The organism is Streptomyces sp. NPDC031274, assembly GCF_055570235.1.
This window is the reverse complement of sequence record NZ_JBVIHP010000050.1, coordinates 623-23,262: the sequence shown is the minus strand read 5'-3', so window position 1 is coordinate 23,262 and position 22,640 is coordinate 623. Positions and strand designations below refer to the sequence as shown.

At 66.2% G+C, this 22,640-nt stretch carries 19 protein-coding genes and 1 pseudogene; 1 reads left to right on the top strand and 19 read right to left on the bottom strand.

Annotated elements, in window-relative coordinates:
• Positions 1-2 precede the first annotated feature (2 nt).
• The 17 genes from ACZ5CR_RS42610 to ACZ5CR_RS42530 all read right to left on the bottom strand — a co-directional run bounded on the left by ACZ5CR_RS42610 (position 3) and on the right by ACZ5CR_RS42530 (position 19,529).
• The gene (locus ACZ5CR_RS42610; RefSeq protein WP_468868294.1) at positions 3-1,178 is read right to left on the bottom strand and encodes a cytochrome P450; all 1,176 of its coding nucleotides are present in this window, start codon (positions 1,176-1,178) and stop codon (positions 3-5) included.
• Positions 1,179-1,207: 29 nt separating this feature from the next.
• Positions 1,208-3,013 (bottom strand): ABC transporter ATP-binding protein, encoded by a 1,806-nt coding sequence (locus ACZ5CR_RS42605; RefSeq protein ID WP_468868292.1) that lies wholly within the window; start codon positions 3,011-3,013, stop codon positions 1,208-1,210.
• On the bottom strand, positions 2,997-4,847 hold the full coding sequence (locus ACZ5CR_RS42600; RefSeq protein ID WP_468868290.1) for an ABC transporter ATP-binding protein: 1,851 nt from the start codon (positions 4,845-4,847) through the stop codon (positions 2,997-2,999). Before ACZ5CR_RS42600 ends, ACZ5CR_RS42605 begins: the two co-directional genes overlap by 17 nt.
• Before the next feature lie 14 nt (positions 4,848-4,861).
• Positions 4,862-5,413, bottom strand: a complete 552-nt coding sequence (locus tag ACZ5CR_RS42595) for a chorismate--pyruvate lyase family protein (protein ID WP_468868288.1) — start codon at positions 5,411-5,413, stop codon at positions 4,862-4,864.
• The gene (locus ACZ5CR_RS42590; protein WP_468868286.1) at positions 5,410-6,861 is read right to left on the bottom strand and encodes a class I adenylate-forming enzyme family protein; all 1,452 of its coding nucleotides are present in this window, start codon (positions 6,859-6,861) and stop codon (positions 5,410-5,412) included. Before ACZ5CR_RS42590 ends, ACZ5CR_RS42595 begins: the two co-directional genes overlap by 4 nt.
• Positions 6,858-7,508: an HAD family hydrolase gene (locus ACZ5CR_RS42585; protein ID WP_468868283.1), complete on the bottom strand. Its 651-nt coding sequence runs from the start codon at positions 7,506-7,508 to the stop codon at positions 6,858-6,860. The genes ACZ5CR_RS42590 and ACZ5CR_RS42585 overlap by 4 nt, the downstream gene beginning before the upstream one ends.
• On the bottom strand, positions 7,505-8,590 hold the full coding sequence (locus ACZ5CR_RS42580) for a nicotinate-nucleotide--dimethylbenzimidazole phosphoribosyltransferase (protein ID WP_468868281.1): 1,086 nt from the start codon (positions 8,588-8,590) through the stop codon (positions 7,505-7,507). The genes ACZ5CR_RS42585 and ACZ5CR_RS42580 overlap by 4 nt, the downstream gene beginning before the upstream one ends.
• On the bottom strand, positions 8,583-9,878 hold the full coding sequence (locus tag ACZ5CR_RS42575) for a glycosyltransferase family 4 protein (RefSeq protein WP_468868278.1): 1,296 nt from the start codon (positions 9,876-9,878) through the stop codon (positions 8,583-8,585). Before ACZ5CR_RS42575 ends, ACZ5CR_RS42580 begins: the two co-directional genes overlap by 8 nt.
• Complete coding sequence (gene rfbG, locus ACZ5CR_RS42570) at positions 9,871-10,968, bottom strand: CDP-glucose 4,6-dehydratase (protein ID WP_468868275.1); 1,098 nt, start codon at positions 10,966-10,968, stop codon at positions 9,871-9,873. The genes ACZ5CR_RS42575 and rfbG overlap by 8 nt, the downstream gene beginning before the upstream one ends.
• Complete coding sequence (locus ACZ5CR_RS42565; RefSeq protein WP_468868273.1) at positions 10,950-11,732, bottom strand: sugar phosphate nucleotidyltransferase; 783 nt, start codon at positions 11,730-11,732, stop codon at positions 10,950-10,952. The genes rfbG and ACZ5CR_RS42565 overlap by 19 nt, the downstream gene beginning before the upstream one ends.
• The gene (locus tag ACZ5CR_RS42560; RefSeq protein ID WP_468868271.1) at positions 11,729-13,378 is read right to left on the bottom strand and encodes a carbamoyltransferase family protein; all 1,650 of its coding nucleotides are present in this window, start codon (positions 13,376-13,378) and stop codon (positions 11,729-11,731) included. Before ACZ5CR_RS42560 ends, ACZ5CR_RS42565 begins: the two co-directional genes overlap by 4 nt.
• Positions 13,379-13,413: 35 nt before the next feature.
• Entirely contained in the window at positions 13,414-14,349 is a 936-nt protein-coding gene (locus tag ACZ5CR_RS42555) for a TIGR03621 family F420-dependent LLM class oxidoreductase (RefSeq protein WP_468868269.1), read from the bottom strand.
• Positions 14,349-15,224, bottom strand: coding sequence for a carbon-nitrogen hydrolase family protein (locus ACZ5CR_RS42550; protein ID WP_468868266.1), 876 nt, complete (start codon positions 15,222-15,224; stop codon positions 14,349-14,351). The genes ACZ5CR_RS42555 and ACZ5CR_RS42550 overlap by 1 nt, the downstream gene beginning before the upstream one ends.
• On the bottom strand, positions 15,224-16,300 hold the full coding sequence (locus ACZ5CR_RS42545; protein ID WP_468868264.1) for a Gfo/Idh/MocA family protein: 1,077 nt from the start codon (positions 16,298-16,300) through the stop codon (positions 15,224-15,226). The genes ACZ5CR_RS42550 and ACZ5CR_RS42545 overlap by 1 nt, the downstream gene beginning before the upstream one ends.
• 9 nt (positions 16,301-16,309) lie before the next feature.
• Complete coding sequence (locus ACZ5CR_RS42540; RefSeq protein WP_468868262.1) at positions 16,310-16,561, bottom strand: phosphopantetheine-binding protein; 252 nt, start codon at positions 16,559-16,561, stop codon at positions 16,310-16,312.
• Positions 16,554-17,492, bottom strand: a complete 939-nt coding sequence (locus tag ACZ5CR_RS42535) for a glycosyltransferase family 8 protein (protein ID WP_468868260.1) — start codon at positions 17,490-17,492, stop codon at positions 16,554-16,556. The genes ACZ5CR_RS42540 and ACZ5CR_RS42535 overlap by 8 nt, the downstream gene beginning before the upstream one ends.
• Positions 17,493-18,431: 939 nt before the next feature.
• Entirely contained in the window at positions 18,432-19,529 is a 1,098-nt protein-coding gene (locus ACZ5CR_RS42530) for a condensation domain-containing protein (protein WP_468868258.1), read from the bottom strand.
• 317 nt (positions 19,530-19,846) lie between these two features.
• On the opposite strand from ACZ5CR_RS42530, the pseudogene ACZ5CR_RS42525 reads away from it, so the two are divergent.
• Positions 19,847-20,194, top strand: a pseudogene (locus ACZ5CR_RS42525) (IS5/IS1182 family transposase); the annotation flags it as partial.
• A 91-nt stretch (positions 20,195-20,285) separates the two neighbouring features.
• On the opposite strand, the gene ACZ5CR_RS42520 reads toward ACZ5CR_RS42525, so the two are convergent.
• The gene (locus ACZ5CR_RS42520) at positions 20,286-20,948 is read right to left on the bottom strand and encodes a hypothetical protein (RefSeq protein ID WP_468868256.1); all 663 of its coding nucleotides are present in this window, start codon (positions 20,946-20,948) and stop codon (positions 20,286-20,288) included.
• A gap of 82 nt (positions 20,949-21,030) precedes the next feature.
• Positions 21,031-22,056: a glycosyltransferase family 2 protein gene (locus ACZ5CR_RS42515; protein WP_468868254.1), complete on the bottom strand. Its 1,026-nt coding sequence runs from the start codon at positions 22,054-22,056 to the stop codon at positions 21,031-21,033.
• Positions 22,057-22,640: the final 584 nt, after the last annotated feature.

Sequence of the window (22,640 nt, the reverse complement as noted above, 5' to 3'; positions counted from 1 at the left end):
GCTCACGCATCCCAGGTGACGGGCAGAGCATGCAGGCCGTAGACGAGCCGGTCGTCCAGGAACCGCAGGTCCATGTGCTGATCCGACAACTGCAGCGCGGGCGCCGCACGCAGCAGGGCCGTCACCGCCACCTCCGTGACGCTCTGCGCGAGCGAGCCGCCCAGGCAGCGGTGGACACCGTGGCCGAACGCGAGATGGCCCTGGGCCCGGCGGGCCGGGTCGAAGGTGTCGGGGGCCGGGTAAGCGGCCGGATCCCGGTTTGCGGTGGGCAGGTGGACGATGACGGCATCGCCGCGTCGGATCCGGCACCCCGCCAGCTCGGTGTCATGGGTAGCGACTCGGGCCACACCGTGTTGCACGACGGTCCAGTACCGCAGGGCCTCCCGTACGGCTGAGCTTGCCAAGGCGCGAGGCCCGGTGCGGACCCGGCGGCCGTGCAGGGGCTCGCGCAGCAGCGACAGCATGGTCAGGGAAAGCAGCCCTGAGGTGGTCTCGAGGCTGGCCGAGATGATCAGGGTGGCGAGCCCGACCAGCTCTTCGACGGTGAACCCTGCCTTCGTTGCCCCGGCCAGACGGGACAGGAAGTCGTTACCGGGGGCCTGCGCCTTCGCCGCGAGCTGCCCCGCCAGATAGCGCTCCAGACGCCCGCCCGCCACACGGCGCCCGGCTGCTGTTGCGTCATGGCGCTGGAGCTCGCCGCCCCACGCCGCGAAAGCTCCGTGGTCCTTCTCGGGGACACCGAGGAAGACAGCGAGGACCACCGAGGGCAGGGGGACGGCGAAGTCCGCAACCAGGTCCGCGGGTGCTCCCCGGGCGACGAAGGAGTTGGCGAGCCGGTCCACCGCCTCTTGCAGTCGCGGTCGCATTGTGCGGATGTGCGCGGTGCTGAACTCCGCGGCGACCAGGCGCCGCAGCCGGGAGTGCTGGGGCGGGTCCATCGAGAGCAGATGCCCTGCCGGGCGCCGCCTGAGGGCGAGTGGAACGAGGGGGTAGTCGGGCCGTGTCGAGTCCGAACTGAACCGGGTGTCCGCGAGCACAGCCCGGGCCGTCCGGTGATCGGTGACAAGCCACGCCTTACCCCCGTAAGTCAGGGAGACTCTGCGCAGTCCGCTGCCGTCCCGCGGCGGGTACTCGGGCGGCGGGTCGAACGGATCGCTGCGTACCAGAGGGAAGACCACTGAACGTGTCCTTTCAGTCCTCGTTGTGTTCACCGGTACGCCGCCGCTTGGATGCCGTACAGCTCCGCGTACTGGCCGCCCCGGGCCATCAACTCCTCGTGTGTCCCTTGCTCGACCACGTGGGCGCCGTCGAGCACCACGATCACGTCGGCCATCCGCACCGTGGAGAACCGGTGTGACACCAGGACGGTGATCCCGCCCGCGGCACTGGAGGCGCGGGCCCCCTCTGCGTACCGCTCGAAGAGCGCGTGCTCGGTCTCCGCGTCCATCGCCGACGTGGGCTCGTCGAGGACCAGAAGAAGCGGGTCGCGGCGCATGTACCCCCGGGCGAGTGCCACCCGCTGCCACTGACCGTGGGACAGCTCCACACCACCCGGCCACGTCCCTCCCAACTGAGTGTCGAGCCCCTGCGGTAGCCGTGCCGTCACCACCGTGGCCCCGGCTCGCTCGACGGCCCTTTCGACGGCGGCGGGATCGTCGGCCTGCGCCAGATCGCCCAGTCCGACCGAATCCCTTGCCGTGTACTCGAACTTGACAAAGTCCTGGAAGGCGCCGGAGATCCGCCGTCGCCAGCCGTCGGCGGGAATCCGCGACAGATCCGCGCCATCGACCGTAATCCGTCCCGCCGTTGGCCGGTAGAACTGGCACAGCAGCTTGACGAGGGTGGACTTGCCCGCCCCGTTCTCTCCCACGACGGCCACCACGGAGCCTGACGGGAGCGTGAGGTGCACGTCCCGCAGTGCCGTGTGGTCCGTCCCGGGGTACGTGAAAGAGACCTTCTCGAACGTGATGCCTTCGCGGAGCCGGTCGGGAACCGGTGTGTCGGCCCCGTCCCGCACCGCGTGCGCGTACTCCTCCAGCCAAGTCAGACGGCGTGCGCAGTCCAGCCAGATGGTCCGGAAGAAGTGCGTCTGGCTGACCGTCTGGCCGACGTACTGGGACAGTCGGCTGCCGGCGGTGAGTACCAGCAGGACCTGTCCCGCGGGGGCGTCGGCGTGCAGGGCCACCCACCCCACCGAGACGCAGAACGCGGCACCGAAGAAGGCGTACGCGGCGGACTGCCAGGCCGCCGTCGCCCACCTGGCTCGGGCCATCGGCCGGTAGCGCCGTTCCCAGGCTGCCAGCCACTCCTCCCGGAGCCGTTGCTGTACGCCCGCGACCCGCACCTCCTTCCCGGCGGCAGGGGTGCTGCCCAGCATGAAGAGGTGGCGTGCGCGCCGGTCGTGCTGGGATCCCGCTTCCTCGGCCCGCTTCTCGACGCCAGCTCGTCGGCCCGAGACCACCACGGCCGGCAGCGCGCAGACGCTCAGCAGACTGAGCGCCGGGTGGACGGACATCAGCAACCCCACGGTGAGGACGAGCCGCAATATCACCCCGGCCACCGCGAAGAGTTGCTGGTAGAGCTCGCTAAGGGCAGGGGCGTGGTCACGCAGAAGGGAGAGTCGGTCCAGATATGCGGGTCGCTCCTGGTGTTCGACCGTGACGATTTCGGACTGCAGGCGGGCGACGTGTGACTCGACGACGATTCCGGCACGGTCGGCGAAACGGCGGTTGACCCGCTCGGCCAAGGTGTTCAGGAGCCAGCCTCCCGCCGCGAGCAGCGCGAGTCCGAGCGCGGCCCACAGAACTGCCGTCCTGTCGTCCGCGGCTATCGCGTCGGCGAGGGCGGCGAGCCCCAAGGCGAAGAGCGCGTCGGGCACGGCCGCCGCGACGGAAACCGCGAACGCGGCCAGCAGGAGCAGCGGGGCCGCGCGGTATCCCAGGGTCAGGGAGCGGCGGAGTGACCGGGAAGCGGTGGGGAGCCGGCTGAACGGCTCGTCAGGCGTGGGAGGCACGACGGCCCGTCACCTCCTCATCGGCTTCGTCGGGTACCTCGGCATGCTCGGCGCCGTCAGGGTGCTCGCCGTGGAAACGGGAGGCCTGAAGGTCGAACATCTCGCGGTACTGCCCGCCCGCGGCCATGAGTTCCTCGTGCGTCCCCGACTCGGCGACCCGTCCTTCGTCCAGTACGCAGATGCGGTCCGCGTGCCGCACGGTCGAGAACCGGTGGGAGATGAGGACGGTCGTGCAACCGCGGGTGGCGCCGAGGATGCGGTCGAAGAGCGCCGCTTCGGCGCGGACGTCCAGCTGCGCGGTGGGCTCGTCGAGGATGACCACCCCGGCCCCCTGCCGTACCGCGCACAGCACCCTGGCCAGCACGATGCGCTGCCACTGGCCACCGGAGAGGTCCGTGCCTCCGTCGTATCCGCTGGCGAGCACCTGATCCAGGTCGGCGAGCCCCGCTGCCCCCGCATCAGCCAGGGCGGCGTTGAGCAGCACGTCGGGGGCCCCGAGCGGGGCCACGTTGTCGCGCAGCGGCAGTTCGTAGCGCACGAAGTCCTGAAAGGCCGCGGCGACCCGGCCGCGCCACGACTCCACGTCGAAGTCCCGCAGGTCGACGCCGTCCGCTTCGATGGCTCCGCGATCCGGGTCGTACAGCCGACAGAGGAGCTTGACCAAGGTGGTCTTACCGGCTCCGTTCACTCCGACGACGGCCAGTGAAGTGCCCGCCTCCACGGTGAGGTCCAGGCCGTTGAGGACGGGGCGCGGGTCCGTGGCGTAGGAGAAGTGGACGTCGCGAAACCGCAGCGTCGCGGACGGCCGGTCCGTCGCGGGCAGCTCTCCGGAGGGGAGCCGCCCCAGCGACTGCATCTGCTTGTCCAGGCGGAGTACGGCGGCCACGCCCTGAGCGGCCAGCGGCAGCGACCAGTTCAGGCCCCCAAAGGCGAGTGCGGCGGTGCCCAGCGCGGCCTGAGCGTAGATGATCACCTCGCTGATGGGCAGGTGACCGGAGGCTGCGTCGCGGGCCAGCGACCAGAACAACAGCCCGTTGGCGCCCACGAGTACGGCGACCGTCCAGCGCATCGGCCGCTGCCGCAACCGGGTGGCATGCCACCGCAGTTGCACCAGGCGGCGGCGGTTGGCGGCAAAGCGGGCAACGGTCCACTCGCTCAGGCCGAAGATCCGCAGCTCCTTGGCGGCGGGCGGTTCCACCGCCAGCCGATAGGCGTACTCAGCCTGCCGTTGGGCACGTGCCACTTCGTCGGTGCCCCGGTCCCATGTGGAGCTCTCCCTGAGCAACCAGTGCGTCGCGGCCCAGGCTCCGCCCACCAGAACCGCCGCCCACCAGTGGTACCGGGCAAGGACAGCGGCCTGGGCGAGGCCGGCGACTGCCTCGATGAGTCCTCCGGCAATCATCCCCAGCGAGAGGTTCAGCGGCGGCCCCGATATGCCGAGGTCGAAGTCCCGGGCCACGGTGAGGTCCTCGGTGAGCTCCGGGGATTCAAGATGGGCCATTCCCTCGGGGCCCGTGGTCGTTCGCAGCAAGCAGTCGTGCAGCCACGAGGCGAGTCGGTCGCCGAGGTTGGCCCCGACTTGCGTGTGGACCGGGGCCAGCAGCTGCATGAGCACGAACACCGCGCTCACCAGTGCCAGCGGCCCCAGAAGCTCCCCTTCGTCGTGCACGGAGGCCAGGAACACGCCGACGGCGACCGTGAACGCGGCGGGCAGAGCGCCACGCAGCAGGACCAGAGCCCACCAGGCAAGGGCAAGCCCTCGATGGGCTCGCGGCAGCACCGCGAAGAACGCCCATTCCGCACGGTGGCGGAGCTCAGGCTTCACTGTGTTCACCGATCTCTTCCCATTCATTCGAAGCACGTGCATGCGAAGCACGCGGCTGAAAACGACTCGTCGACAAGGAGGGTCGGCCTGCCGCCCATGACGATGCGGTAGCGGCGGCTCGCCGTGACCGGCCCCTCCGGCGGGCCCTGCACCTCCCAGTGCAGCAGTTCCCGACGGGACTCCACCCGGTGACGGCTCAACAGGCGGCCGATGGGTTCCCGAGTGTTGAGCAGATCGGCGCGGAGCGGGGGCGGGAGCATGTCGGCCGCCATGACCGATCTGGCCCGCACGTACACAACCCCCGACTCGGCTCCCACCAGGTCTGTGGTGCGTCGGATCAACGTACGGCCGACGGCGAGCTCCAGCGTGGCGGCGAGCTGCGGATTCGCCGACAAGGGGGACTGCACAAGGCCGGAGGTGGCCAGGCGTTCACCGGTGAGCTGTTCCAGCATGGGCGTCACCGTGCCGTCCGTGACCAGCAGCAGGCGCCCGGCAGCACTCAAGCGGCCGCGTGCGGATTCGGGCTGCGTCCCGCTGGGGCAGTCCGCCGGATCCATGGGCATGGGCGCTGTCATCGTGGCTCCCCGGCCGGCTCAGCCGGTACGTCCCTGAGCGCCTTGCCCATGGCGGAGCGAGGCAGCTCCGGCACGTATGTGATGCGTCGCGGAACCTGGTGCGGAGCCAGTTTCGATCGGCACCAGCGGATCAGCGCTTCGGCGGCGACGGGGTCCCGCAGGACCACCCGGGCCACCGGCACCTGCCCCCGGGGGCCGTCGTCGGCCGCCAGTACCTGGGCCTCGGCTACGGCCCGGTGACTCATGAGCACCTGCTCCACCTCGCGCGGGCTGACCTTCTTGCCGGCAACGTTGATCATGAGGCCGATCCGGCCGAGCAGAGTGATGCCGCCGTCCTCCACGTCCTTCGTGGCCAGGTCGCCGGTCCGGTACCAGCCATCCTCGTCCGCGAGCGGGACGTGCTCCCCGGCAGTGACCACTCCGTAGGCCAACGCGTCGGTACGCAGCAGGAGTTCTCCTGTACGTCCGCGTGCGCCCGGCGCATCGGGCACTTCTGCGATGCGGGCGGCCACACCGGGCAGCGGCGCACCCACATGGCCTGGCGGCTCGGTGCCGTCCACGCGGCCGAGTGTCACCGCTCCGGCCTCCGACGAGCCGTAGCAGTTGTAGAGCGTAAACGGGAAACGCTCCGCGATCCGGCCCGCCACACCGGGGACCAGCGGGGCGCCGGCCGAGACGGCGTTGCGCAGCGAGGCGAGCCCGGCGTCCGGCATTCCGTCGGGCGCGGTGCGACCATCCGCGAGCAGTCCGTAGTGCGCGGGCAGGGCGATCAAGGTCCTTGCCCCATGCCGGTAGACGGCGCGTGCGATCTGGGACGGCACGACGCGCGACGGACAGCACACGACGGGCGCGCCGAGCAGCAGCGGGGCGACGATGCCGTAGTTGAACCCGTAGTTGTGGCAGAGCGGGACGGCAACGGCCACCGGGGAGTCGGGGGCATACCCGAGGAAGCGGCCCACCCGTCGCGCGTCGGCGACTACGGCAGCCGCCGTCCTGACCACGGCAGCCGGTGTGCCGGTGGAGCCCGAGGTCAGGAACACCTGTGCGCCCGCGGGCAGTTCGGGTGGCATGGCCTCGCCCGCGGCAGTGATTATCCGCAACCGGACCTCACCCGCGTCGACGATCTGGCACTCCGCACCTGCGGCAGGCGCGGACTGGCCGTCTTGGACAGTGGGGCCGGGGACCGTGCCCGGCAGGGACGGGTCCCGGTGCACGACCGGCACCCCCGCGAGATCGCAGCCGAGCGCGACCGCGACTGTGGCGGCCGGGTCGCTGACCCGCGAGGTGACACTCCCCCCGGGGCAGTTCCTCTGCAGATACCCGGCGAAGACATCGGCCGCGTGCAGCAGCTGCCGGAGCGTCCACGGGCGATCGCCGGCCACCAGCGCGGTACGGTCCGCCGCGATTGGTCCGCTCCGCACGGCGTCGAACAGACCGGTGCTCGTCATCGTCCGTCCCTTCGGAGTTCTTTTGTCAGCAGGCCAAGTCCTGACACCGAGCCAGCCGTTGCGGAGTGGCCGAGGGGTGGCCGCTCCCCAGCGAGGAGCAGGGTCCGGACGCCCGCCGCCGCGCCCTGCTCCGCGTCGCTGGGTCGGTCGCCGACGTACACCGCCGCATCGGGGGTCAGGCCAAGCCGCCTCAGCGCCCGCAACAGCCCGTCGGGGGCGGGTTTGGGGCGGGGCGCGTCTTCCCGAGCCACCGTGACCGCGACGTCGAGGCCGGACGCGTCGAGCAGTGCCTGGGCGTCCGAGCGCGAGCGGCCGGTGCAGATGCCAACCGGCACGCCTTCGTGGCGCAGCTCGTCCAGTACGTCATGGGCATACGGCAGCGCCGGGGCGGGAGACGTGGGCAGGGCCAACTCCCGGTGCAGCACGGCGCGGTACGCCCGGAGAGCGCTTTCGACCCGTTCCGCGCCGAAGAGTTCAGACAGTGTGCCAAGGTCCGTCGGGCGCTGCGCGGCCGTGAGGGCGGCGGCACTGATCCGCCCCGCGCCCAGCGCTTCGCCCGCGCCTCGCAGACAGCGCAGGTGCAACAGCCAGCTGTCGACGAGTGTCCCGTCCAGGTCGAAAACAACGCCAGGGATCGAAGGGCTCATCGTGTATCCGTCCGGCCGGTCGCGAGGCCGACTGACTCGGCAACAGGTGTGCAGGCCGCGGTGGCCAGAAGCGTGTTGATAAGTCCGAGGGCGAGGACGGCGCCCGCCGCCATGCCGAGCCGCATGTCGAGGCTGAGCAGCGGTGCGGCTCCGAGCGCGTCGAGCAGTACGCGGTGGCCGGGTTCATGTGATTGGTGAGCGGCCACGAGGTACCCCTGGACGGCCGGACAGAGCCGGGTGGCCACGAGAGCGGCGGCCGCGGTGATGAAGCCGTCGAGCACGACGACGCGATGATGTGCGGCGGCGGCCAGGATGACGCCGACATTGCCTGCGATCTCGAACCCTCCGAGGGCGGCGAGCAGCCGCACGGGATCATCGGGCACGTCGTGCGAGCGCGCCAGCGCCTGGGCGACGGCCTGCCGCTTGCGTGCCAGGCCGTCTGCGTCGGCGCCGGAGCCGATCCCGACGACCTCCGTCGGCGCCACGCCGAGCAGGCGCGCCGTCAAGGCGGAGGTCGCGGTGGTGTTGCCGACGCCGATCTCACCGATGGCCACGAGCGGTTCGTTCCCGAGGCACTCCTGCGCATAGGCAGCACCGTGCAGGACGGCGCGTCGTGCCTGGTCGTGCGTCATGGCATCTCGCACGCGGATGTCCCCGGTGCCCGCGGCCAGTTTGAAGCGCTGGTCGCCGACCGGAGAGAGCAGCCCGAAGTCCGCGTACGCGACTCTGGCAGGGACCCGCCCTGCCATGATGTTGATGGGAGCACGGCCGGCGGCGACGAGCCCCAGGACCCGTGCTGTCACCTCGGGCCGAAAGGCCGAGGTGCCGTACCCGGCCACCCCGTGGTCACCGGCGAGCACGCTGACCACGGCGGGGAGCGGCCCTGGCGAAGCGTCGCGACGGATCCCCGCGATGCGGTGGAGCAGTTCGTCGAGCTGCCCCAGGCTTCCGGCCGGGCGGGCCAAGGCGCGCTGACGGAGCCGTGACAGCCGTGCCTTGGCCGCGTCCGGCGGTTCGACCGCCCCACACAGCGCGGTGATCCGGTCGTCGGCGCGTGCACCGCCGACGGTGTGTTCAGCCATGCCCGACCGCCGTCAGCTCCCGGCCGAGGCGTGAAATTCCCTGGGCGAAGAGCGCGTTGGTGAAGTGGGCACCGATCCGTGACCTGGCCGCTGCCCCGCGGGCGGCCGCCTCCGCGGGCTGGGACAGGGCGCGGTGCAGGGCTGTCGCCAGATCGGCAGGTTCGAGGACGCGCCGGCCTGAGGGGCCCTGTACTGGGACGGGATAGCCGTACGTACTGTCAGGAATGAGCTCGCGCAGCGAGTCGACGGCGGCAGCGACGACCGGGCGACCGAACGCCATCATCTCCGCGCACACGTAGCAGAAGGACTCCCACAGGCTCGGCACCACCGCGACATCGGCGACCGACATCCAGCCGAGCGCCTCAGCCCGTGGCACGTCGCCGAGGAAGGTGACCCGCTGGGAGAGGCCCCGTCGGGCGGCGAGGGCACGAAGGCGTGGCTCTTCGGGGCCCACCCCGATGAGCACCAGGTGTGGTGCGGGGCCGGGATCTTCCGGCAGCTCGGCGATGGCGGGGAGCGCGAGCGCGTCGAGCAACTGCGTGAACCCCTTGACGGGGACGAGCCGCCCGCAGCCCACGAGCAGGGGCGGCTGCGCCGCTCCCCCGACCTGGCTCAGGAGCGCGGCCCGACGTTCGAAACGCACGGAGTCCGCCTCGATCGCGGCGATCTCGCCGCTGTCCACCCCGAGGTGCACCACGCTGTACGGAGCGGAACAGCCTGGCGGGTAGTGGCCGGTGATGGCGTCCGAGAGCGCCCGGCTTATGAACACGGTGTGGTCGCTGCCCCGCACCGCCTTTTCCTCAAGAGCGAGAAGGTGTTCGCGTTCGGCGGAGATGTCGCTGGTCACGCGGTGCGTGTCTCGATCGTACGGCGTGATCGCCCGGAAATCTTGGAGCAGGATGTTGACGACAGGCACGGCGTGAGCCCGTGCGAACGCTGTGGCCTCCGGATGGCAGAAGAGGTCCGGCAGGGCCACCAGTTCTGGCGCGCCCAGCTCGGCACGGAGGCGTTCCGCCCCTGCGTACATGCGGCGGTGGGTGCGCAGACTCTGGTCAGCGAGGCCGGTGTCGGTGTTGTAGATGAGTTCTGATCCGATGCGCAGCACCTCGATGCCGTCGACGCACTCGCGCCTGTCGTCCGCGGAGTGCGGGGAGGTGGTGATCACGGCCACCCGCCAGCCCTCGGCGGCGAGTCCGACGGCGAGGTTGCGGGCAACCGTACTGGTGCCTCCCACGGTGATCGGTGGGTACTCGCGGGAAAAGATGAACACGCTTGGGGACTCAGCCATGAGTACTCGCTTCCGTACCGGCCGACAGGAATCCGTCGACCTGGTGCTCCGTCACTTCCAGCGGGGAGGCGCCACCTTGGGTGCGACGCTGCCAGTCGACAATGGCCTCCGCGGCGGAGTGCAGTCCGAACCGGTGCCGCCAGCCGAGTTCCTGTGCGGCTCTGCGTCCGTCCAGCCGGAGCAGCTCCTCCTCGGCGAAGCCGGGATCCCGTTCCTCGACGACCTCGGGCAGGCCGGCCGAGCGCTCAGCTCGCGTCCAATGGTCTGCCAGCGCCACCGCCAACTCTTGGGCGCTGGCCCCGTCGCCCGGCGGTGCGAAGTTGTAGACCGTGCCGGGCACCACGGCCCCGTCGGCCAGTTGATTGGCCAGCAGGAGCAGTCCGTGGACCACATCCAGTACGTGCTGCCACGGGCGGACCGCGGCCGGGCGCCGCAGCCGGACCGGCTCGCCGGCCGTGAGCGCAGCGAGCACGTCAGGGACGAGCCTGTGAGCCGCGTGATCGCCGCCTCCGATGACATTGCCGAAGCGCACCGACGCTGCTCGGGGGCGCCCGCTGCCGATCAGCTCCGCATAGCCCTCGAAGACCACCTCCGCAGCCGCCTTGGAGACGCTGTAGGGGCAGCCGCCACCCAAGTCGTCTGTCTCCCGGTACGGCCAGGACCAGGCCCGATTCCGGTAGCACTTGTCGGACGTCACATGTACCAGCGCCGCCGTGCCACAACGGCGCGCCGACTCAAGGACATTGACGGATCCGGTGATATTCGTGGTGAGGGTGGTGTGCGGGTCGTCGAGCCCGGCGGCCACTAGCGGCTGGGCCGCCAGGTGGAAAACCGCGTCGTATGGGCCGGCAGCCATGATCCGGTGTACGGCATCGAAGTCACGAATGTCTCCGGTCGTGCCGCGTACGCCGCGTTCGGCAAGCCAGGCGTGCCGCGCCGCGCTCGCCCCGTCGCAGTTGAGCGCGAACCCACTTACATCGGCACCGAGTCGACGCAGAGTCAGGGCCAGCCACGACCCCACGAACCCGCTGTACCCGGTGACTAGGGCCCGACGCCCCCGCCACTGTGACATCAGAGCGGTGTTAGCCATGGGCACCCCTCTCTCGCGATTAGCTCTTCCGCGTCGATGAAGTCCTTGTACGTGTCGAACGGCAGCCAGAGGCCCTCGTGGACGACCGACCGCACCGCCCGCTGCTCGACCAGCCGAGGCAACACCTCTTCCTCTAGGGACAGCTCGGGGGAAAGGAAGCTGTGCAGCTCCGGCGCACACATGAAGTAGCCGGCGGAGATCAGCTCCGGGCGCGTCGGCTTCTCACGGAAGGCAGTCACCACGGCGTCGCGGTCCACAGCCAACTCGCCGTAGCTGGACCTCACTCGCGTCGTGGCGAGAGTCACCAGCGCGCCCGTGGACTCGTGCCGGGAGATCAGCGTGCCGAGATCGAAGTCGGACAGCACATCGGCGTAGCCGAGAAGGAAGGGGCAGTCGCCGATGTGCGCTCTCGCCTCGGCCAGCCGCACGGTCTTCTCGGCGGCCGGTCCGCTGTCGACCAGGGTGACCTGCATGCTCGCGGCGGTGAACCGGTACCATCCAGCCCCTGCCTCGACCTTTGACGGAGGTACTGAGAACTCCCCGAGAAGCAGGTCCTCGATGCGCTCTGCCCCGTATCCCACGCACAGGACGAATTCACGCAGCCCGAAGGCCCGGTAGTAGTCGAGGACGTGCAGCAGCAGAGGCCGCCCGTCGGGCAGCGGGCGCAAGGGCTTGGGGAGGTCGTCCCCGTCCGTTCGCTGGCGCAGCCCCAGGCCGCCGCAGAGCAGGACGACGGGGGGTGGAGACGCGGAGAGAGGCCTCATGTCCGTGCCTCCTTGTAGAGCATGAGATCTCCGAGCACCAGCGCGTCGAGCTCGGTGTTCAGGAAGCAGCGGATCGCGTCTTCCGGGGACTCCACAATCGGTTCTTCGTTGTCGTTGAAGGACGTGTTGAGCAGGACCGGAACGCCGGTGAGCCGCTCGAAGGAGCTGAGCAGCGCGGCCAGACGAGGGTTGAGCTCCGGCAGTACCGTCTGCAGCCGCGCCGATCCGTCCACGTGTGTCACGGCGGGGATCACCGCTGTCTTGTCCGGCCGGACCCGCGGCACCATCAACATGTAGGGGGCTGGGACGGCGGTGGTGAAGAACTCCTCCTGGCGGTCGTGCAGGACCACCGGAGCGAAGGGCCGGAACGGCTCACGGTGCTTGACCTTCGCGTTGATCCGGTCCTTCATGTCGGGGGCGCGCGGATCGGCGAGGATGCTCCGGTTCCCGAGCGCGCGGGGACCAATCTCCGAACGGCCCTGGAACCAGCCGACGATCGCCCCGGAAGCCAGCTCCTCGGCGACCCTTCCGTACAGGTCGTCGGGGTGTTCCACGCGCAGCCCGCCGGACTGCTCAGCGATCGCCGTGGCGATGTCGGTGGAGCTGTACGCACGCCCCAGGTATGGGGAGAAGTGTTGCGTCGAGGGGCGCCACTCGTTCCCGCCGAGACCGTAGTGACCGTGCAGCGCCGCACCCAGTGCGGTTCCCTGGTCGCCGGCGGCCGGGACGATGTGGATCCGCTCGAACGGTGTCTGCTCCAGGAGCTTGTAGTTGGTGACGCTGTTCAACGCGACTCCGCCCGCCAGACAGAGGTCCCGAAGCCCGGACTGCGCATGGAGCCAGCGGGCAAGACTGATCACGATCCGCTCCGTGTGCTCTTGCACGGCGTAGGCAAAGTCTGCCCGTACCTCGTCGCGTGCGGCCGCCGTCCCGGCCCGCGCCAGCTCGCGCTCGATCAGCGAACGCAGCGCGATCTGCTGCGACGTCGACTGCCGGAATTCTCCGTCGCCCAGGTGGTACAGCTCGCCCAGCGCCGCCACATACCTGGGTGTGCCGTAGGGGGCCAGGCCCATCGTCTTGCCGGGTGCGCCCATGCCGCCGGAGGTGAAGAAGCCAATGGACTGGGACACGGCCTCGTACATCCAGCCCAGGGAGTCCTCGTACGGGTCCTCGGACCGTCGGTCGGCGATGGTGACCCGGCCGTGCAGCCCACGGACGACATCGAGACCGTCTGGGCCTCCGGTGTAGAACGTGATGGTCTCGCCGTACAGGTGGCCGCCCTTGTCGACGGTCGACCCGCGGCCGTCCATGACGAGGACCGCGGCGCGCTCGAAGGGCGAGCTGTAGAACGTGCTCGCCGCGTGGGCGAGGTGATGCCCCATCCACTGGATGCGGTCCCGGTACCGCAGCGCATAGACCGGGTTGAGGAAGTCGTTGGCGAGGATGAGATCGACGTCGTCCGCGCCGATTCCGGCCTCGGACAGGACGTATTCGGCGGCCAGGCAACGCTGCAGTCGAGGGCCCAGGCCGAAGGCGATCTTTACCCGGGTGAGCCGCTCTTCTTCGATCGCGGAGACGACCCGGCCGTCTTCGACGAGGCAGGCGCAGAAGTCGTGATGGGAGCCTCCCAGACCAAGTATGCGCACCGGACGTTTTCCTTCCGTCAGCATCGGGGGCCGGTTCACTTTCCGGCCAGGCGCGCCACGATCTGCGCGAACGGCTGTATTTGGGCAGCGGGGACGACCACGTAGCTGATGCCGTACCGCTCTCGGCGTGCCTCAAGGCGCTCAACCGTCTCGGCCACGCTGCCGACCAGCGCCAGGGGCGAGTCGAGGGCCTGCTCCGCGGGCAGGCCGAACATGCGGGAGAGCACGCGGTCGGCGTAGCGCGCACTGTTCGGCACCACGGCGGCGGCGAACAGGAGGGTCTGCAGTTCGAGCTCGGCCGCTCTTGGGCCCGCGGCGGCATGTACCCAGCGCACCCGTGCGTCGAACCGTTCGGCCGTCGCGGAGTCGCCGAACGAACTGTCCTTGCTCCCCGAGGAGAGCTGAGCGCTGAGTGAGATGATGTCGGCGTGGCGGACGGCCGTGCGCAGCATCTGTGGGCCGCCGCCGCCCATCGTCCACTTGGCCGGGCGGGGGCGTGGTTCGCCCAGGGCCTCGACTGCCGGGTAGTAGCGGCCCTCGTGCGTCACCGCTCCCTCGTCCCACAGCCGACGGATGATCGATGCCGACTCGTCAAGGCGCTGGATGCGTTGCCCGGCCGGCTCGAAGGGCATGCCGGCCCGTTGCGCGTCGGAGGACAGCCATCCGGCTCCCAGGCCGATCTCAAGGCGCCCGGGAGCTGCTTGGTCCAGCGTCGCCAACTCTTTGTAAAGAACGGTGGGTTGGCGCAGATTGGCGGCGAGCATCAGGGTGCCGAGTGCGATGCGGGAGGTGTGTTCCGCCGCGATGGCCAGGGAGACCAACGGCCCCCACTCCTGCCCCATGTGGTCCGGAACCAGAAGTGAGGAGTAGCCCAACTCCTCGACCTGCATGGCTTGTTCGCGCCATGCCGCAGCGTTCCCGGCCGCACCGGCGAGCACACCGAAACGGAAGGGACGGGTGACGTGCACCATCAATGTCCACCATTCTCTGTGTGAAGTGCTGGAGCAGAGGGCCGGGGGGCTGTCAGCGCCCGGTAGGCATCCGGTCTCCGGTGGGATGCGCCCCAGATGGCTGTCGCGCGGTAGGCGCGCAGTGCCGCAAGGTCGAGGTCGGCGCAGACGAGCGACGGCCGGGGGCCCGCAGTGACGAGGTGGTGGTCGCGCGGCCGCCTGTCCGCGACGGCACGGCCGTCGTACACACAGGAGCGTCCATTCATTTCGGGCAAGGGGTAGTTGGCCACGGCCATGGCGACCGCGTTCTCGAAGGCGCGCACGCGCACCTGCGCCAAGCGGTCGTCGCACAGCAGGCAAGCGTTCGGGCAGAGGATTATTTCGGCCCCGTCGAGGGCCAGCGCCCGTGCACTCTCCGGGAATTCACGGTCGTAACAGATCATCACTCCGAGCCGGACGGGCCCTGCACCGGTGTCGACCCGGACCGCCTCGAACACGTCGCCCGGCGTCAGCACCCGTTCCCAGGTGAATTCGCACAGGTGGACCTTGCGGTACACCGAGACCAGCGCGCCCGAACGGTCGATCACGGCCGCCGCGTTGCTTGCTCCCGTGCCCTCCCGTCTCAGATAGGTGGCAACGACCGCGACCCTGTGGGTCCGGGCCACCTCCCGAAACTCTGCGAGCCAGCGGTCCGAGTCCTTGATCGCCAGTGCCCACCAGCGGCTGGCCGCGTCCGGCTCCTGGGGGCACGGGGCATATCCGATCTGCCAGAGCTCAGGAAAGAGCACCAGATCGGCACCCGCCTCGGCGGCGTGGGCACAAGCTTCGATGCCGCGCCGCAGATTCTCCTCCGGGGCGGCGGCCACGGCCCGCCGCTGCACCAGCGCGACACGCATCAAGCGGCTCCGGCCTGGCGCAGCAGCTCGTCGATCCGCACCGGCATCCGCCGCTGTGCCGAGGAGATGGCGCCGTGCACCATCGCCACGGTGCGCAGATTGTCGGACGCCAGGCCCCATGGGTGGCCGCCGCCGGTCAGCGCATCGGCAAACTCCGCGAGGGGGCGTTCGACCTGACGTACGGGATCCATGTCGAAATCGGCATCCGCCACCTCCTCGGGCTTTTCGGCAGGAAGAGCGGAACCCCCGGGGGAGCCGGCCGCGAAACGAACGCCGCCCTCGCCGTCCCACTCGGCAGAGCCGTCGGAACCGGTCGCCCGCCACCGGCCGCCCCATGGAGTGGGCAGCGCAGGTGCGCACCACGACCCCGAATAGTGAAACCGCAGGCCGTCGCTCATCTCGAAGACCGCGGACGCCTCGGCGGGGCCGTCGTATCCGCCGACGGGGCGGTTCACCGCGTCGCAGAACACTGAGATCGGTTCCGTCCCGGTCAGATAGCGGGCCGCGTCGAAGGCGTGCACGGCCATGTCGGCGAGCAGGGGATGAGGGAGCAGGGCGCGGAAACCGGCGGCGGGGTAGCTGCGGCTGAACGTCATGTGGAGTGTGTGCAGGGCGCCCAAGTTCCCGATCTTCGTGTGGAGAGCTTCGAGGCCGGGTTGGTAGCGGCGGGATTGACTGACCATCAGGAGCTTGCGTTGCGCCTCTGCTTGCGCGGTCAGACGGGCTGCCTGGTATAGGTCTCCGGTGAACGGCTTCTCGGTGAGTACCGCGAGGCCGGACCGCAGGGCCGTCTCGATGACGCCGAGGTGCTCGGCGGGCGGCGTGGCATTGATGCAGACGTCTGCGGAGACTGCTGCAAGACCCGCGAGTTCACTGGCGACGGGCAGGCCGGGGGTGCGCAGGCGGATGGCCAGAGCCTTTGCGTGACGCACCTCGCTGTCGACCACTCCGACGAGCTCGAATCGGGGGCTGCTGCCGACGGCCCGCGCCCAGGCCGTTCCCATGGCGCCGGCACCGGCGACGACAACGCGGAAGGGGACATCGGTGTCGGTGCAGTCGAATGGCGTATCGATCATGGCGGACTACTATCGGTTGGCGATGACGTAGTCCGTCATCTTCCCGATGGAACTGAAATTCTCCACAACCAACTCTTCGTCCGGTATGGATACGCCGAACTCGCCCTCAAGCCACACCAGCACCTCAAGGATGCCCAGCGAATCAAAGGAGGCGTAATCACGCAGATCCCGGTCTTCAGCCGGTTCTTCCTCGCGGATCTCTGGGATCACCTCGCGTAGACGCTTCAGTACGGAATCGACGATCTGCTGGCGGTTAGTCATCTGTTGTCTCCAAACTTCCGCTCGTGAGCATGCGGTCAAGGCAACGGGATTCTTCCGTCTGGATGTCATCCAGATGCCGCTGATAGATGGAATTTGCTGCACCGTCCGACAGCAGCCCTTTCCAGGGCTTGGCCGGAGTGGCGAAATGCAGGATTGCCGCCTCTTCCTCCACGGCGAGCAGTTCCTTCATCGGTACGAGATCTTCGGCTGTGTAACTAATCCACCGCGTTTTCAAGAGCGCCGACATCGGAAATGCATTCCAGTATGGCTCGAGTCTCTTCCAACGGTCCGCCACCGCCCAGTTGAGTGCGTCCTGGTCCCAGAGACGAATGTTCTCCGGATGCGTTGCGATGAAATCAAGGGCCCTGTGGAAGGTCCCCTCCGCAGCACAGGCCGCGATGTCGATGAGGAGGACGCCGCTGTTGAAGTACTCGCGGTCTCCGGGAAGACCGAGCGACGACCAGCCGGGGAGGGCACGTCCGTAGCGGTAGGCGGGGTTCACCGGATCACGTACGGCGGCCAGGGGCGCGCCTTGCAGATCTGTCTCCAGGAGCGGTTGCAGATCGCCCCTGAAGATCAAATCCGCGTCCAGGTAGAGGACTTTGTCGTGACCCTTCATTATCTCCGGAATCATGAGCCGGAGATAGTTCGCATGCGCCCCGCCAAAGGTGACCGGATAATGAATCTGCGGCATATCTATCGACCGGAAACTCACATTTAGCCCCAGGCGTCGCGCATGTCGTTCTAGGAATTGCAAGCCGTCCGGAGTGAGCTCTTCAAAAAGAACCTGAATGTCAAGCTCCCCGGCGCATTCCTCATTGGTGGCACGAAGGGATTGCCAAGCAACCGTCAGAGGGAGGCAAAACGCCTCATCTATCGCGAAAACAAGCGCCGGATACATGCCTGAATCTAATGTCACCGAAACCTTCACCCACCCCATCTTCTAGAGTTCTGCAGGTTGCCGGTAGGCGGAGCGACACCCTCCGGGCCCGGGGTGATCACAACGCTTTCATACTGCAAGTTCAGACGTCAAGGAGTTGTTTCCGTAAGGCTGAAGCCAGTTCATTCGTATGCATCGTTGAACTAATGGGCTTTAGCTGGTACTGAGCAGTCGACCCCTGAAGGGCACTAGTTCTTACAGGTACATTGACATGCCACCTATCTTTCCGCTAAAGAGGCAACGCCCGGCCCCGACACGGCCGAGGCATACTTCCGCTTTGCGGGTGTAAGGCTGGTCGGCTGTCACAGGAGCCGCGGCCGTGTCCGCATCGCCGCCGACCATCCCCTACCTTGACCAGCGAGCCGGCCTGGCGCGATGAGAGGCAGAGCTCGTAGCCGACCCGGCGCGGTGGGGCCGACACTGATGACCGGGCTTCACAGCGTGCCGGATCGCCGCATCAGCGAGGAAAGGGCGGACTGGTCGGTGGAGAATCGGGTCAACTGGGTTCACGACGTCACCTTCCTCGAGGACAACTCCCAAGTCGGGATCGATACCGTCTCTCGAGCTCTGGCCAGCTCTGGAACCAGGGCATCACCACGATCCGCCTGGCCGGACGAGCCAACATCGCCCACGCCCGCCGCGATCTCCCCAACTACAGCGACACCTTCGCCGTCTACGGCCTCTGATCAACTACTACGAAGTCGGATACGACGGCACATCGGCGAGGCCGCGGGCCAGGACCAGGTCAGTCGTGTTCTCCAGCACGGCGAGCAGATGAGTCTTGCGGCCCCTCGCGTTCGCCGCCCCGCGCAGGCTCCTGCCGTCCGCGCCAGGGCCACGGCCCCCGGGGGGACCCCGGCCGTCTTCGGCCGGAGGTCCGCGAGCCAGCGTCCAGGGCGTAGCCGTCGATGCCAGCCAGCAGCTCAGAGCTCATTCGGTCACGTCGGCAAAATTCAGAACCGATTCCTCGACTCCCTGCAGGATACGAGTAGCGAGATGGCGCGGAATAACCGTCGAATCATGGGTCAAGCGCATGTGAACAAACGAGTTGTCGATCACGATTTTGAGATTGAGTTCCGGGCCGACGTGGCCTGGACGCCGGAACTGTACGACGGGATCCTCCATGTCGCCACACGTTTTCCCTTCATGTTGACAACGCGATGCATCTGCCCCTTCCTCTATCATCACATTCAAAAACCTGCGAATGAGAATAGGGAAACCTCTCCGCTTGGACGAATCTTCAATTATGCGGTCACTTTCACGCGGGTCGAAATGCGCCCATTCGTATCCCTTCGAAAGCTCACTGTCACATAGCCGGAGAAAAGTCGCTTCAGGTACTCCCCTTTCGACCCTTACTGCGGTGATCGCGGGCTGCGCCAGGCAAGCAATCATCCTTTTTGTATCCAGAGACGATCTGTTGTGCGAGAACACCTGGACCGGAGCGAACGCACACCCCGTACTGTCGTGCACCGAAAGTGCATAGGCGCCAAAGAATATTCCGCCGGGCATCGCTATCCGTCGCTTCACCAGAATTGCCACCGCGCACTTGAGGCGAGCTGAAGACACGGATGCAATGCCCGTTCGCGCAGATAGAGGAGAATACACAGTGTCTTCTCTTACGGATCTCGGGGTCAGCGCCGCCATTCTCTCCCAATAAACCCTGGCTCTTTGGCGATCCCCTTCGCTTGCATTCGAACGCTCACGTTCTGCGTAGTCGAATGGCGATCCGGGATTGCGCGAGTTTATGGTTTGGGTCGAGCATGGCTTCCCGGCCGGGTTCATTCCATAATTTCTGACCTGACATTGCTCTTCGTTAACAAAGCGTGTCAACTCATCCCTCAGGAGAGTCATCCCTGCCGCATCGGCGGCGACGTGGTGTACATAGGCAACTGCCTGTGTCGGTGCAGCGAGAGGTCCATAGAGGTCGATCCTGAGCGGAAGGTCTTTTGTCAGGTCGAACGGAGTCAAAGCTGACGGGACATCGGGTTTATGAGGAATATAGCGAAGCTGAGCTTCACGCAACAGCATCAACAACTCCCCCGACTCGTGCTCCCGGTACGTCGACCGTAGCGAATGATGGGACTCTACGAGTTTCGATATCCCACTGAGTATATTATTTAGCGGCGTATGGTTCGAAAATGGCACACGACAACGCAGATTGGCGAGATGCGCCTCGTCAGTACCGAACGCGAATTTGTCGTCGTCCCATTCTCTGATGTGTCCCCAAGGAGCCGGCCCTTCCCGAAGTACCCGTCCGGCAGTAAGGAGCACATGGCCAGTGAGATCGGACTCGCTCACAGCTTGTCCCCTCCCCCAAAGAAAGTTCCGGAGTCATTTCATGGTTCGCTGGCGTCGAGGTGTCGGAGACGACGGCGTGGCGCTACGTCGACGAAACCCTGGATGTTCTGGCCGCGTGGGCCGGGCCTATACGAGAAGGCACACCTCTGTGGTTCTCCCGCACGTCACCGGGACGGACTCACGAGTTCACCGCAGCCCGTGCTCACAGCATCGCCCAGGCCTGCCTCACCAGGCAGGTCCTTGTCCGCGACCACGTCCGACTCCGCGCACCCGGCGAACGCGCCTGCGCCCGGCTCAAGTCCTGGCGCATCCTCCGCAGAGCCCGCTGCTCTACCAACCGTGTCAGTCGCACCCTCCGAGCCATCCACGCCCTCCTGACCTGCACAAATTCAGGACGAAAGAGGTTTACTGCCAGCTCCCGCAAGCATCGTGACTTCAACGCAAGCCACGAATTCGAGATCAGCGGAGCGAATATCAGCCGCAAGATCATTTCTCGGCAAACAAGATCACTTCCTTTCCGTAGCCAGTGGCAGTCGAAACGATGCGTGCCGAGACATCGATACCGTCGAAACGCGCAAGTACCTCATGCGCAGGTAGTGAAATTTCTGGAACGTCGCACAGTGCAGAGAAACCAACCTGCCTCTCTTGTGTCACAAGAGGCGTGTAAAGAATTAGAACCATCTTCGAAACGAAAGACGCTATTGCGTTATCGAGAATTTTTCGCCAATCCAGATTATGCTCCAGAACATGTCGCATAAATATTCCTTGAACAGAGCTGCGGTAGCTCGTCAAGTCCGTAACAGTATCTGCGAAGTTCGATTTAGATCCATCAATCCCTCTATAGGATTGAGAGTCATTCAAATACTTCTTCAGCCAGGCAGTTCCACATCCCCAGTCTTCCACATCCGTGCAGTCCGCAAGGTAGGCCGCCCCCATTTCGTAGCTCAAAGACTCACCATACGGAACACTCTCGGGTAGTGGCTTATATAGCCTTTCCCATTTTCCGGTATTCGTCGACGCAACCGGGGTGCGGTTCGACTCTGTGAAACAATCATCGAGCCATTTATCATTTCGCTCCATTTCACTCTGAAGCATCACCCTATCTGCGAGGCTAAGACATTCAAACGCTTCTCCTGATTTCTTGAACATCCCTACGCTTCCCTTCAGTAGTAGGTTTGCAACATCCGCTACTCTTACAATCACACAAGAAATACGCTTCTCGCGTAGCCCCTTAAGCGGGTGTTATTTCTAGATTGAACTTTTCGAAAAACCAATCTATATCCCGAATTGTGCGGCTCGTGATCTCGTTCCTTCGTGCACCTACATCGCTAGTCGCCAATAGCGCGCAAGCATCAGAAAACCCCCGTGCACTTTTGGCACTTTCCATCACGAAACTCAGTCGCCGCAAGCCAAAATAGAGAGAGGCCATCCGCAATTTGTTGTGAATGTAGTGAGCTTGCACTTGCTGGAACGTAAGTTCGTCTCGAAAAAGATGTCTGACGGCGCTACTTGTGTCTATTGCGCATCGGTAGCCCAACAGCCATAGCCTGAGACTAAGTTCTATGTCCTCTTCTCCATGCAATATCATCCCCTCATCAAATCCTCCAGTAGCGTCAAATACAGTCCGCCGCATCGCGATACACCCTCCCGGCAGGAATGGGACGTCGACGATGTCTTCTTCCTCAGCTGGGGCTGGGAGCCACCCTCGTACTAGCGCTGGGGATCGTTCTGTCCATGTACAACCGAATACAGCTACATCTGAGTGGGAGCCGAGATCCTGAATTCCTGGAGAACAGGCTCCAATCTCGTCATTATCCAGGATAGAACACAGACTTTCGAGCCAACCATCGTTTACGGAAGTGTGAGCATCCACCCAGACCAAGTAATCACCACTGGATATCCTTGCCCCATAATTTCGCGCGCCAGAAACTCCAAGGCGGACAGGCGGACGAGTAGTTTTCACCAAGTCATGCCACTCAAGGCAATCAACGCTTCCGTCAGTTGAGTGATCGTCGATAACGATAATCTCGGACAGCTCAACTCCAGCATCACTCGAAGTTATACTGTTGATAGTCTCCGCTATGTTCCCCCCTTCGTTGTGGCTGGGTATTATCACTGATGCACATGATTTCTTCAAAGTCCGGCCTTCCAGAATGAGAATAGAGTGATATCTCTCATCGGATATCGAAGATTGGGGCCTACTTACCGGTGAAACGCAGGCAAGTTCAATCAGCTCGTGCTCGGCAGCACTGCGCATTCTCACCATCTAGCAACCTGCCAAGTCCCGATCAAAACCACGGTCCCCTCATGCGTCAGTACACCGGCAACCGAGTACCGAGTACGACGCACTGCACACCCCGCACTACTGTTCCTTATCGAAGACGCGTGACACCAGGCATAACCCGCCGCTCCGATGAGGCCTGTTGTGGTCAAGGTACGGGCTACACACCTGACTATTCGACTATCCCCCTTCCCCACGCCACTACGTAACGGTTTGCGATAGACGATGGCGGCAACCCTTGGTCAATTCCTAAAAATTACCTCCGGTGCGGCAGCATGATTAGGGAGCAGGTGTCCCTCATCATGCTGCCGCATCTCAGTCAGAGGCCTTTTTCACTTTCTGCTCAGAGAAAGATTGGGTGGGCCATCACCGGCTCAGCCAGCCTGCTCAGGACTGAACGAACTTGTAGGCCCACCCGCTCAGCCAGCCTGCTCAGGACTGAACGAACTTGTAGGCCCACCCGCCCAGCCAGCCTGCTCAGGACTGAACGAACTTGTAGGCCCACCCGCCCAGCCAGCCTGCTCAGGACTGAACGAACTTGTAGGCCCACCCGCCCAGCC